General features: G+C 60.5%; 11 protein-coding genes. 8 read left to right on the top strand and 3 right to left on the bottom strand.

Translation table 11 applies throughout. The annotated features are described in order from the left end of the window. Positions 1–262 precede the first annotated feature (262 nt). Positions 263–742: a DUF2938 domain-containing protein gene (locus tag ACSV9I_RS00825; protein ID WP_438326578.1), complete on the top strand. Its 480-nt coding sequence runs from the start codon at positions 263–265 to the stop codon at positions 740–742. Positions 743–794: 52 nt separating this feature from the next. On the opposite strand, the gene ypfJ is transcribed toward ACSV9I_RS00825, so the two are convergent. Next, a complete protein-coding gene (gene ypfJ / locus ACSV9I_RS00820) occupies positions 795–1,721 on the bottom strand; it encodes a KPN_02809 family neutral zinc metallopeptidase (RefSeq protein WP_438326577.1) in 927 nt (308 codons plus the stop codon). A 74-nt stretch (positions 1,722–1,795) separates the two neighbouring features. Continuing rightward, positions 1,796–2,464: a glutathione S-transferase family protein gene (locus ACSV9I_RS00815; RefSeq protein WP_438326576.1), complete on the bottom strand. Its 669-nt coding sequence runs from the start codon at positions 2,462–2,464 to the stop codon at positions 1,796–1,798. Between the two features lie 208 nt (positions 2,465–2,672). Here ACSV9I_RS00815 and ACSV9I_RS00810 point away from each other — a divergent pair, with 208 nt between their 5' ends. Together ACSV9I_RS00810 and ACSV9I_RS00805 are read left to right on the top strand one after the other, a co-directional pair. Next, on the top strand, positions 2,673–3,698 hold the full coding sequence (locus ACSV9I_RS00810; protein ID WP_438326575.1) for a zinc-dependent alcohol dehydrogenase family protein: 1,026 nt from the start codon (positions 2,673–2,675) through the stop codon (positions 3,696–3,698). 176 nt (positions 3,699–3,874) lie between these two features. Further along, the gene (locus tag ACSV9I_RS00805; RefSeq protein WP_438326574.1) at positions 3,875–6,259 is read left to right on the top strand and encodes a methyl-accepting chemotaxis protein; all 2,385 of its coding nucleotides are present in this window, start codon (positions 3,875–3,877) and stop codon (positions 6,257–6,259) included. A gap of 71 nt (positions 6,260–6,330) precedes the next feature. On the opposite strand, the gene ACSV9I_RS00800 is transcribed toward ACSV9I_RS00805, so the two are convergent. Continuing rightward, the gene (locus ACSV9I_RS00800) at positions 6,331–7,047 is read right to left on the bottom strand and encodes a DUF1868 domain-containing protein (RefSeq protein ID WP_438326573.1); all 717 of its coding nucleotides are present in this window, start codon (positions 7,045–7,047) and stop codon (positions 6,331–6,333) included. A gap of 252 nt (positions 7,048–7,299) precedes the next feature. On the opposite strand from ACSV9I_RS00800, the gene carB reads away from it, so the two are divergent. From carB to ACSV9I_RS00775, 5 genes are all read left to right on the top strand, one after another. Then, positions 7,300–10,782, top strand: a complete 3,483-nt coding sequence (gene carB / locus ACSV9I_RS00795) for a carbamoyl-phosphate synthase large subunit (protein ID WP_438326572.1) — start codon at positions 7,300–7,302, stop codon at positions 10,780–10,782. Positions 10,783–10,869: 87 nt separating this feature from the next. After that, entirely contained in the window at positions 10,870–11,562 is a 693-nt protein-coding gene (locus ACSV9I_RS00790; protein WP_438326571.1) for a TOPRIM nucleotidyl transferase/hydrolase domain-containing protein, read from the top strand. Positions 11,563–11,639: 77 nt separating this feature from the next. Next, positions 11,640–11,993, top strand: coding sequence for an ArsR/SmtB family transcription factor (locus ACSV9I_RS00785; protein ID WP_438326570.1), 354 nt, complete (start codon positions 11,640–11,642; stop codon positions 11,991–11,993). Beyond that, a complete protein-coding gene (locus ACSV9I_RS00780; protein WP_438326569.1) occupies positions 11,986–12,432 on the top strand; it encodes an SRPBCC domain-containing protein in 447 nt (148 codons plus the stop codon). Before ACSV9I_RS00785 ends, ACSV9I_RS00780 begins: the two co-directional genes overlap by 8 nt. Before the next feature lies 1 nt (position 12,433). Beyond that, entirely contained in the window at positions 12,434–12,901 is a 468-nt protein-coding gene (locus tag ACSV9I_RS00775) for an SRPBCC family protein (RefSeq protein WP_438326568.1), read from the top strand. The last annotated feature ends 14 nt before the right edge of the window (positions 12,902–12,915 follow it).

Raw genomic sequence — 12,915 nt, 5'->3', positions numbered from 1 at the left:
CGAAAAAAGCCGCTTCCAGCAAAACTGGCAAGCGGCATCATGCGCAACGGATAGGAGAAGCCTGCCTTTTCGGCAAGCAATATTCGGAAACCTGCAATTTAATTTGCCAACACTTCAACAAATGTGATGACGCGTCCTGCATTTTCAAAATCACGCCATGGACGCGCAGTTCCGCTGAGAAAATGCGAGGGCTCCCCTTCCGCAACGGAAACTCTGTCGCCTAAAGTGTTAGAGACGACGCATAATTCACGGAGTGGCATGCATGCTCGACCTCATCCTGCGCGGAACCGTCATCGGTATCGGCGCCACGATTGCGATGGATCTTTGGGCGATCGTCCTTCAAACGTTTTTCGGTCAGGCCAGAGCAAACTGGGCACCGGTCGGCCGCTGGTTCTGGCATCTGGGCAAAGGCAAGGTCTTTCACGACAGCATCGGCAATGCAGAGCCCTATCGGCACGAACTGGCGCTCGGCTGGGCCAGCCACTATGCCGTCGGCATCCTCTACGGAATCATCCTTGCCCTGATTGCCGGGCCGGTTTGGCTGGCACAGCCAACCTTCATTCCAGCTTGGATTCTCGGCATCGTCACCGTCGGTGCCGGCTGGTTCCTGTTGCAGCCGGGGCTCGGGATCGGCTGGGCGGCATCGAAAACGCCAAGCCCCAACAAGGTCCGCGCGCTGAACCTCGTAGCCCATACCGTCTTTGCGCTCGGTCTTTGGGGCACCGCCCTGTTGATACGATGAGGCATCCGGCCACGGCCGGATACCCAATCAAGCCAGACCTGAGGACAGAGGCTCAGATCGCGCCCGAGAATGTGTCGCACGCCCCGACAGTCCCACTGTCGAAGCCGCGCTTGAACCATTTCATGCGTTGCGCCGATGTGCCGTGGTTGAAGGCATCAGGCACGACATAGCCTTGACTGCGCTTCTGCAAGGTATCGTCGCCGATCTGCTGGGCGGCATTCAGCGCCTCCTCGATATCACCGTCGGACAGGAGACCACGCTTATCCGCCGTCTTCGCCCAGATACCCGCATAGCAATCGGCCTGCAGTTCGACGCGCACCGACATCTGGTTGGCCTCACGCTCGCCAAGCGAACGGCGCTGGCGATTGAACTCGGGGAGGACCCCGGTGAGGTTCTGCACATGGTGCCCGACTTCATGCGCAATCACATAAGCCTGGGCGAAATCGCCGGCGGCATCGAACTTTTGTTCGAGTTCGCGAAAGAAAGCGGTATCGAGATAGACCTTGCTGTCGGCCGGGCAGTAGAAGGGGCCAGTGGCCGAAGATGCCTGGCCGCAAGGCGAAGTCGTGCCGCCGTCAAAGAAAACCAGGAACGGCTCGCGATAGGTCTCGCCCGAGGCTGAAAAGACCGCGTTCCACGTCGTTTCGGTTTCTGCAAGCACCGTGCGAACGAAAGCCGTCATCTCGTCATTCGAGGCGCCGGAGGGACGCTCGCCGATCTGCTGCTCGTATCCCGACCCAGAACCGCCGACATTGCCCTCACCCAACACCTGCAGCATGTCGATGCCCATGGCTTTCAGGATGAAGTAGATGACGACGAGAAAGATGATCGTGCCGAAGCTCAAGCCTCCGCCGCGTCGTCCACCCATCGGGATCTGAATGCCGGAACGTCCAAAGGGATTGCGGCCGAGCCCGCCGCCACCCGATTGCCCGCGTCGATCCTCGATATTGTCGGATTGCCGACGGCCCTTCCATTCCATGATAGTCCTCCCGGATTGATGCCGCCTTCAACGCGCGCTCGGATTAAACCGTTCCATCGCGGTACCATCAAGGCTTAGCTTGTGGAATAGCGATACTTGCCACCGCGTGCGAGTGCCCGCTGGTAGGCCGGACGTGCGCGGATACGGTTCATCCAGTCCCGCAACCGGGATGTGTCACGATCAGAACCAATTGCGGTCATGCCCGCCTCGACGGGAAAGCTCATGGCGATATCGGCGGCGGAAAAAGCCTCTCCGGCGAACCAGTCGCCCTTTCCAAGTTCGGCGATCCAAAAATCGAGGTGATCGGCGAGCTGCGGATCGAGCAGCTTTCGCGAAACACCGTCGCTGATCATTCGGGCTATCGGGCGAATGAAGAAAGGCACCTGCTTCGGTATCCGGCTGAAGATCAGCTTCATCACCAGGAGCGGCATGGCCGAACCTTCCGCGTAATGCATCCAGTAGCGATAGCGCAGCCGCTGGTCCGTGCCTGCAGCCGGCACCAGAGCCTCGCCACCATATGTCTCGATCAGATATTCCATGATCGCCCCACTTTCGGCGACCACCTTCCCGCCGTCTTGGATCACCGGCGATTTCCCAAGAGGATGGATAGCCTTCAGCCCCTCCGGCGCACGGTATTCGGAGGTTCGAGGGTAGACGGTGACCTGATACTCCACCCCGAGTTCCTCCAAGAGCCAGAGAATGCGGTGGGCACGGGAATTGTCGAGATAATGGACTGTGATCATCGGATCGCTCTTTTGTTGAGACTTGAACAAACTAGAGCGCCCGGCCCTCCCCGTCGACAGGTGCCGGCAAAAATTCGCCGACGCGGACACCTGCGGGTCAATCGGTGGCGGCGACCATCAGGCGCTTGGCAAGGCCCAGACCAAATGACACAGTCGCCGCTGATCCGGATCGCGCTTTGGCCGGATTGCGCTTTGGGAGGAGTGACGAATGAAGGCGATGCAACTCGATGCCGTCGGGCAATTGTTCACGCGCGAGGTGGAACGACCCGAGCCGGGCCCTGAGGACCTTCTGATCCGGGTCGAGGCCTGCGGCGTCTGCGGCACTGACCGGCACCTGTTCCATGGCGAATTCCCCTGCAAGCCACCGGTGACGCTCGGCCATGAATTCAGCGGCATCGTTGAAGCCATGGGCGGCAAGGTCACAGACTTTACGATCGGCGACCGGATCACTGGTGACCCCAACATTGCCTGCGGTCGCTGCGTGCACTGCGCAAATGGCCGGATCAATCTCTGCCGCAACTTGCAGGCCATCGGCATTCACCGCAATGGCGGCTTCGCCGATTATGTGATCGTGCCGCAAAAGCAGGCGTTTCTCTTGCCCGCAGATCTCGACCCTATGCATGGTGCCTTCTGCGAACCGCTCGCCTGCTGTCTGCACGGTGTCGACCTTGCGGAGATCAAGGCCGGTGGTTCGGTCGTCGTCCTCGGCGGCGGCGTCATCGGGCTGTTGACAGTTCAGCTCGCACGGCTTGCCGGCGCGACAAGCGTCATCCTGTCGACGCGGCAGGCCGTGCGCCGCACGCTCGCAGAGGAGCTCGGCGCGACGGCAACGGTCGATCCGTCAGAGGGAGACGTGATCAACAAAATCGCCGGCCCTCAGGGTCTCGTTCCCGGGGGCGTCGATGTCGTGCTCGAATGTGCAGGGGTCAGCGAAACCGTGGCTCAGTCGTTGAAAATTGTCAGGCCCGGCGGAACGGTTCTCGTGATGGGCGTGATGCCGCAGGGCGAGACCATGGAAATCGAACCTTTCGACCTGCTCTTTCGGGAAGTACGCCTCCTCACCTCTTTCCTCAATCCCTTCACCCACCGCCGTGCTGCAGACCTCATCGCCGCCGGCAAAATAGAGATCGACACGTTGATATCCCGAAGGGTGTCCCTGAACGAAGCCCCGAATTTTGTCGGCAATCCGCCGCAACCCGGTGAGGTCAAGGTGCTGGTCATCCCGGGCCTGTGAGCCTGCCAAATGCATCAGGCTCGATGCCAAAAAGCGACTACGGTCACGAACCCAAATATAAAGATAGACTTAACCATAACCAACTAAAGTTCGCGGCAATCCCGCCGGCGAAAGCGTGGCTGGGAACTGCAGAAACGGTAACTCAAGCCATTGAAATAAAACGCTAGGGAACAGCCATGCTCTTCAAGTCGGCCACCAGCCGGAATATCTTCTCCACGGTCGCGCTCGGTGTCGTCACAACGATCGGTGTCGCTGCAGCCATTATCGGCTCAAGTTACGGTGCCATTCGGAACGCCGGCATCGAGAAGATGCAGACAGCCGCAATCACGGCCGCGGCTGACGCTGAGAAAACCCTGACGCTTGCCCACCAGATGGTGGTCGGCATGGAAGCGTCCCTGAGTGCGCTCCGGGAACGGGGCCTGGTGGATCGGGATGCTGCAACCGCGAGCTTGCGCAAGAGCCTGGAACGTTTTCCCGGAGCCATTGGTGTTTCAACGGGATGGGAGCCGAACGCATTTGACGGACGAGACGCAGACTTCGCCGGCAAGCCCATGCACGATCAGACCGGGCGTTTCCTGCCCTATGTCTATCGATCTGCCGGCACCATCAAGAGCGACGTTCTCGTCGACTATGACAAGCCAGGTGCCGGAGACTATTACATTCTGCCGGTTACCACCGGCAAGGATGTCCTGCTTGAGCCTTATGTCTATCCGGTCGATGGCAAGGACGTGCTTATGACCACCATCTCGGTCCCAATGATCGAGAATGGCAAGACACTGGGCTATGTCGGCGCCGACATCGATCTCCGGGAAACCGCCGCAAAACTCGCAGCGCAGCGCCCTCTCGGCGACGGCTATGTGGCTTTGCTCTCCTCAGCCAATGCCTTTGTCAGCCATCCCGACGCCTCCGTCATGGGCAAGTCGCTCAAAGACAGCGGTTTCGACGTGACAGCCTGGCAAAGCCTAATCAATGCGCCCGGCACGGTCAGGACGTTGTCCGACCGCGACGGACAAGAACACTTGGCCATCGCCATCCCAATCAAACCCTTCGCCGGAGCGGTCTGGAACGTCGTCGTGTCGGTGCCGAGCGCCACCGTTCTGGGCGTGCTTTCGGAAACCGTCCGCACATCGACACTGATCATTGCCGCCGCGACAGTCATCCTGATCCTGGTGGGCTCGCTCCTCGCAAGCCGCTTCACCAGCCGCATCAACAGGGTCATCGGCCAAACCACCGAAATTGCTGCCGGCCGCCTAGACGTCGAACTCACCGACCGTGACCGCGCGGACGAACTGGGAGACCTGTCACGTTCGCTGCAGGTTCTGCTCGAAAACAATCGCCAGAAGGTCGAACTGGAAAAAGCGGCAGAGATCCGCTTCGAACAGGAGGAAATCGAACGCGTCGAACGGTCGAAGGGTCACAAGGCCCGCGAGGAAGAGATCCGCTTCGTCGTCGAGGAATTGCGCGCCGGGCTTGCCCGTCTCTCCGACGGCGATATGACCGTCCGACTTGAAAAGCCCTTCTCGCCATCACTCGACGAAATCCGCGGCAACTTCAACGAGTCGATCGAAAAACTGCGCGCAGCCATGCTGTCCTTCCGCGACAATGCAACGACGATCGAGAACGGCTCACGCGAAATCCGCTCGGCAGCCGACGATCTCGCCAGGCGCACCGAGCAGCAGGCCGCCTCCGTGGAAGAGACATCTGCCGCCCTGTCGCAGATCACGCGATCGGTCCGGGAATCGACCGAGCGTGCGGAGGCCGCAGGCGTTCAGGTGAGCCGCACCAAGGAAAGTGCAGAACGATCGGGCGACGTTGTGCGGTCGGCTATCGACGCCATGAGCGCCATCGAAAAATCCTCAGACTCGATCTCCAACATCATCGGCGTCATCGACGAAATCGCTTTTCAGACCAATCTCCTCGCGCTGAACGCCGGTGTCGAAGCAGCACGTGCAGGGGAAGCCGGCAAGGGTTTTGCCGTCGTCGCCCAGGAAGTGCGTGAACTTGCTCAGCGCTCGGCCAATGCCGCCAAGGAGATTAAAACCCTGATCACGGCCTCCAGCGATCAGGTGAAGCACGGCGTATCGCTGGTCGACCAGACCGGAGAGGCGCTGACAGCCATCGTCACTGAAGTCCAGTCGATCAACACCAACGTTCAGGCCATTGTCGAGGCTGCCCGCGAACAGTCGACTGGGCTTCACGAAATCAATGCCGCGGTCAACGTCATGGATCAGGGTACGCAGAAGAATGCGGCCATGGTCGAGGAAACCAATGCCGCCTCGCACACGCTGGTCACCGAAGTCCAATCGCTCTCGGCACGGCTCGCTCAGTTCAATCTTGGCCGACATATTGAGGCCGCGCGAGCTCCGACGCCGGGCGTGTCACACACTGCAGGCATCGAAGCCGGGCCCGCCACCGCCTACACCCCTGCCCCGAGCCGCCCAACCTCTGTTGCCGGCCCGGCCCGCGCCGTTGCCTCGCCCGCCCGCGCTCTTGCCAGCAAGATCGCCTCTGCCATGGGGGCAAAGCCAGCGCCAAGCGGCACGGAATGGGAAGAATTCTGATCGCGCTATCCAAAACGGGACATATGAGAAATGGCGGCCGCGAGCCGCCATTTTGCGATCATCACGCAAGATCAGACAGCGTCCAGCACCAGCAATTCTTCGAAATGGTTCATGTCATCAAAGGCGCAGAAGGCCGGCGCACGGAGTTCGATCACCGGGGCTGCAGCACGGATCTCTGCCGCCAACTGTTCAAGCACAGGCACCCACGTCGCCATTGCTGCGTCATCCAGCCGCTCGATGAGATAGGCAAAAGTGATATGGAACTTGTAGGTTGCGTGGTCGGGATGACGATACCCGAAGAGGTCGCCGAGACGGTCACGCCAGCGCCGCAACCTTTCTCGGTCCGACGCTGTCACGCCGTCAAGAACAAGGCCAACTGGCGTCGCATGCGTCACCTCCATCGCGAACGCCTCGCCCGGCGCAAAACCGGCCAGTCGATCCATGAAGATCGCCGTCATGTGATCGACTGGCGCATGCACTGAGACATCCTCCGGCCAGAACGGCAGCGCGCGACGACTTTCGATGATGCCCTGGAAAAGGGTCATATGCAGGCTCGACTCGGCAGTGAAGGCAAGCCTGTCCGCGCCCGGCATGCCCTTGTAGCGCTCACGGACCGCGCGGATCACACGCTCGCTCTCCGACCCCTCCACCAGATGGCAGACGATCGTATTGCCGCGCTCGATCAGAAAGCGGCCCTCCGCGTCGTGGCGCTTGCCAAGATGCGAGGGCGACTTAGGATTGTGCCTGCGCGAGGCAAAATGCAGATGGGGCGGCAGATCTTCGTTCATTCTAGTCTATCCTGTTGCGATCGCCCGTTTCGCTAGCCGCCCTCCACGAATTCTATATGACACGGAGCAGAACCACCCGGTCCGGTCATGCTCCCCAACTTTCCTGCCTGCGGTCGCAATTATGGGGTTGGTTTGCGGACGGACTTTCCCTATAAGCCGCTTCTAGCCTGAAAAGACCATCTCTCTGCGCCCGGCCGGTGACCTCCCTCACCCAGGCCGGCTTTTCGCGCAGGTCAAAGAACGGATAGAGCCATGCCAAAGCGCCAAGATATCAAGTCCATCCTCATCATCGGCGCTGGCCCGATCGTCATTGGCCAGGCATGTGAATTCGACTATTCCGGCACCCAGGCCGTCAAGGCGCTGAAGGAAGAGGGTTACCGGGTCATCCTGGTCAACTCAAATCCCGCTACCATCATGACAGACCCGGGCCTCGCCGACGCAACTTACGTCGAGCCGATCACGCCGGAAGTCGTCGCCAAGATCATTGCCAAGGAGCGACCGGACGCTCTGCTCCCCACCATGGGCGGCCAGACCGCACTCAACACCGCACTCTCGCTGAAGCGCATGGGCGTGCTGGATCGCTACAATGTCGAGATGATCGGCGCCAAGCCGGCTGCCATCGACATGGCAGAAGACCGCGCCCTATTCCGCGAAGCCATGACCCGCATCGGCCTTGAAACGCCGAAGTCGATGCTTGCCAATGCCACCGAGATCAAGGATGCCGACCGCAAGACCCATGAGGCGGCTCGCGCCGAACTCAAGGCAAAGCTTTCAGGCGCGGAGCTCGACAAGGCGCTGGACGAGCTGGAAAACCAGTGGAACCTCGGCGAGACCGACCGCAAGCAGCGCTATATGAGCCATGCCATGGCAATCGCCGCTCAGGCGCTTGACGTGGTCGGCCTGCCCGCCATCATCCGCCCGTCCTTCACCATGGGCGGCACCGGCGGCGGCATCGCCTACAACCGTTCGGAATTCTACGAGATCATCAATTCCGGTCTCGATGCCTCGCCGACCACTGAAGTTCTGATCGAAGAATCGGTCCTCGGCTGGAAGGAATATGAAATGGAGGTCGTCCGCGACAAGGCGGACAACTGCATCATCATCTGCTCGATCGAAAACATCGACCCGATGGGCGTCCATACGGGCGATTCGATCACCGTTGCGCCGGCACTGACGCTGACCGACAAGGAATACCAGATCATGCGCAACGCCTCGATCGCGGTTCTGCGCGAGATCGGCGTTGAGACCGGCGGCTCGAACGTGCAGTTCGCCGTCAACCCGGCCGATGGCCGTCTGGTCGTCATCGAAATGAACCCACGCGTATCGCGCTCTTCAGCACTGGCATCGAAGGCCACCGGCTTCCCGATCGCCAAGGTCGCCGCCAAGCTCGCCGTTGGTTATACGCTCGACGAACTCGACAACGACATCACCGGCGGCGCAACACCTGCTTCGTTCGAACCGTCCATCGACTACGTTGTCACCAAGATCCCGCGCTTCGCCTTTGAAAAGTTCCCCGGCGCCGGCACGACGCTCACGACCGCGATGAAGTCGGTTGGCGAAGTCATGGCGATCGGCCGCACCTTCGCGGAATCTCTGCAGAAAGCGCTCCGTGGTCTCGAAACCGGCCTGACCGGCCTCGACGAGATCGAGATCCCGGGCCTCGGTCAGGGCGACGACAAGAATGCCATCCGCGCCGCCATCGGCACACCGACGCCGGATCGCCTGCGCATGGTCGCCCAGGCGCTGCGTCTCGGCATGTCGCCGGAAGAAGTCCACGAAGGCTGCAAGATCGATCCGTGGTTCATCGCCCAGTTCAAGGCGATCACGGACATGGAAGCCCGCATCCGTGAACATGGCCTGCCCGCTGACGCCGAAAACCTGCGCACGCTGAAGGCCATGGGCTTCTCCGACGCCCGCCTCGCCTCGCTGTCCGGCAAGCGCCCGAAGGAAGTCGCCGAGCTCCGCAATGGCCTGAACGTGCGTCCGGTCTTCAAGCGCATCGACACCTGTGCGGCCGAATTCGCATCGCCGACCGCCTACATGTACTCGACCTACGAGACCCCCTTCGTTGGCGAACTCCGCTCAGAAGCCCAGGTCTCCGACCGCAAGAAGGTCGTCATCCTCGGCGGCGGTCCGAACCGGATCGGTCAGGGCATCGAGTTCGACTATTGCTGCTGCCATGCCGCCTTCGCCCTGAAGGATGCCGGCTTTGAAGCGATCATGATCAACTGCAACCCGGAAACCGTGTCGACCGACTACGACACCTCTGATCGCCTCTATTTCGAGCCGCTGACCGCCGAAGACGTGATCGAGATCCTGCGCGCCGAGCAGGAGAAGGGTGAAGTTGTCGGCGTCATCGTCCAGTTCGGCGGCCAGACACCGCTGAAGCTCGCCGAAGCCTTGGAAAAGAACGGCATCCCGATCCTCGGCACGGCACCCGACATGATCGACCTCGCCGAAGACCGGGACCGCTTCCAGAAGCTTCTGATGAAGCTCGACCTCAACCAGCCGAACAATGGCATTGCCTACTCGGTCGAGCAGGCACGCTTGGTCGCCACAGAAATCGGTTTCCCGCTGGTCGTGCGCCCGTCCTACGTGCTGGGCGGCCGTGCCATGCAGATCATCCACAATGAAAGCATGCTGCAGAGCTATTTGCTCGACACCGTGCCCGGCCTCGTTCCGGAAGACATCAAGCAGCGCTACCCGAACGACAAGACCGGCCAGATCAACACCCTGCTCGGCAAGAACCCGCTTCTCTTCGACAGCTACCTGACCAATGCCATTGAAGTCGACGTCGACGCGCTCTGCGACGGCGAAAATGTCTTCGTCTCCGGCATCATGGAGCATATCGAGGAAGCCGGCATCCATTCGGGTGATAGCGCCTGCTCGCTGCCCTCGCGTTCGCTTTCCAAGGAAACCCTTGACGAGTTGGAACGCCAGACGGCCGCCATGGCCAAGGCGCTCAATGTCGGCGGCCTGATGAACGTCCAGTACGCCATCAAGGACGACGTGATCTACGTGCTCGAAGTCAATCCGCGCGCCTCGCGCACCGTGCCCTTCGTCGCCAAAACCATCGGCGCGCCGATTGCCAAGATCGCCGCCCGCATCATGACTGGCGAAAAGCTTGATGGCGCAATTGCCGCCTATGGCGCAAAGCCCGATCCGCGCAACCTCAAGCACATCGCCGTCAAGGAAGCCGTCTTCCCGTTCGCCCGCTTCCCCGGCGTCGACACACTACTCGGACCGGAAATGCGCTCGACCGGCGAAGTCATGGGCCTCGACACGGATTTCGCGCTGGCCTTCGCCAAGAGCCAGCTCGGCGCATCCGTCGAGCTGCCGCGTGACGGAACGGTCTTTGTTTCGGTGCGTGACGAGGACAAGGAGCGCGTCCTTCCCTCGGTGCGCATCCTGACCGAGATCGGCTTCAAGGTTCTCGCCACCGGCGGCACTCAGCGTTTCCTCGCCGAAAACGGCATTGAAGCGGTGAAGATCAACAAGGTGCTCGAAGGCCGTCCGCATATCGAAGACGCCATCCGCAACCGTCAGGTCCAGCTGGTGATCAACACCACGGATGGCAACAAGGCGATCTCGGACTCCAAGTCGCTGCGTCGCGCCGCCCTGATGCAGAAGGTGCCATACTACACGACAATGGCGGGTGCGCTCGCGGCCGCCGAAGCGATCCGCGGTCTAAAGAAGGGCCAGCTCGAAGTTCGCCCACTGCAGAGCTACTTCTGATCCAAACCCCGGGGGCACTCGCCCCGGCATCGCACAGAAAGAAACGGGCATTTGCCCGTTTCCCGATTTCGGATCACAATGCTCGCCATGGCTGGCGATAAACCCGAACAGGTTTCAACGGCACCTGCCGTCGATCCTCGGCCGCAGGACAGGAACGTCTTTGGCTACGAGAGCGGCCCGGACGCGCCCATCCGGGCGACGTCCAGGGCAATAGAAGCGGCAGCCGCTGCACGCAGCGTCATTCTCGTCGAAGGCATCAGCGACCAGATTGCTCTGGAAGCAACAGCCATGCAGCTCGGCCTCGACCTTGCCTCTCAACGCGTGGTCGTCGTGCCCATCGGTGGCATTGGATCCGTCAGCCGTTACCTGTCCCATTTCCGCGCCAGCGAACGAAAGCCTGATATCAGCGGTCTGTTTGACGGCGCGGAAGCGCCAATTTTGCGCAAAGCCTTGCTGCCGCAGCGATCAGAAACTGCTGACCTTGAACAACTCGGATTCTTCCTGTGTGAGCGTGACCTCGAGGACGAACTCCTGCGCGCTGTCAGCAGAGAGACCGTTGAAGCAATTCTGGAAGACCAGGGGGACCAGCGGGCGTTTCAGACGCTCCAGCGTCAGGATGCATGGCGAGACCGTCCGTTTCACCAGCAACTGCGGCGCTTCCTTGGGGCTGGAGCCGGGCGAAAACTGCGCTACGCGCGGCACTTAGCCCTCGCGGTCCCAGCGGGAAAAACGCCGGCCCCGCTTTTGGGCGTTCTGTCGCGCGCTTTGACCGAAAACTAATGATTTCGCGGGTGCTCTTGACGTTCCGCTTGACGACCACTATTAAACCAACAAGTTAATTAACCGATCAGCTAATCATGAGCAACGATTCACTGTCCATCACACTCTCGGCCCTTGCCGATCCGACGCGCCGGGCGATCCTCGCACGTCTGTCCAGGGGTGAAGCCACGGTCAATCAGCTTGCAGAACCTTTCGACATGAGCCTGCCGGCGATCTCGAAGCATTTAAAGGTGCTTGAGCGTGCAAGGCTCATTTCGCGTGGGCGCACGGCCCAGTGGCGACCGTGCCGGCTGGAGCCAGAGCCATTAAAGGAGATAGACGGCTGGCTCGGTGACTATCGCACGCTTTGGGAACACCGCCTGGACAGGCTGGAGACCTATATCGCCTCACTCCAGTCAGACACGATCACAAAGGAGGAAAACGATGACTGACAAGATGGAAATCCTCAACGACCGCCTGTTTCCCGTCGATCCGCAAACCTTGTTCAATGCCTTCGCAGATCCGGCAAAACTCAAGCACTGGTGGGGGCCGCATGACTTCACCAACAGGATCGACGAATTCGATTTCCGTGAAGGCGGAAGCTGGCGCATCACCATGACCGCGTCCAACGGCACGGACTTCGACAACCACTCCACGTTTCAGGAAATCATCCCCCACAGCCGCATCGTCTTCCTGCATCACGAACCGATGCACATCTACACAATGGAAATGACCTTCGCGGAAGAGAGCGATGGGACGCGGCTACACTGGCGCATGCTGTTCGAACCGACGGAAGAAAACCGCGACCTGGCGACCTTCATCCGCGCAGCGAATGAACAGAACTTCGACCGTTTGGAAAGTGTGCTCAAACTGGCAGAAGGTGCGCTCTAAAATGACCCTCGGATACGATCCGGCCAACATCCTGCAAGTGGAACGCCTTGTCGGAGCGCCGATCGAGCTCGTCTTCCGGATGTTCAGTGATGCCCACCATCTCGACCAATGGTGGGGACCAGACGGCTTCCAGAATGAAACCCACGAGATGGAATTTTCCGTCGGCGGCCTCTGGCGCTATACGATGCATGGCCCGGACGGTAAGGACTGGCCAAACTGGATCCGCTACCAGGACATCACGCCCCCGACGCGCATCGCCTATCAGCATGGCGCCGAGATGGGCGAACCGGCGCATTTCGACGGCGTGATCACTCTGCAGGCTGAAGGGACCGGAACCCGCGTCACTCTCACGTTGATCTTCGCAACGCCTGAAGCACGTGATGCGACACTCAAATTTGGCGCTGTGGAAGGCGGGAAACAGACGCTTGCGCGCCTCGATACCTATGCAATGGCGCAGAAAAATGCCTGATGATGTCGCTTTCG

Origin of the sequence: Rhizobium sp. G187 (genome assembly GCF_051549525.1) — a bacterium.
In the GTDB taxonomy this organism is placed as follows: domain Bacteria; phylum Pseudomonadota; class Alphaproteobacteria; order Rhizobiales; family Rhizobiaceae; genus Allorhizobium.
Note: the sequence above shows the minus strand (reverse complement) of the source record. Positions and strands in the feature narration are given on the sequence as shown.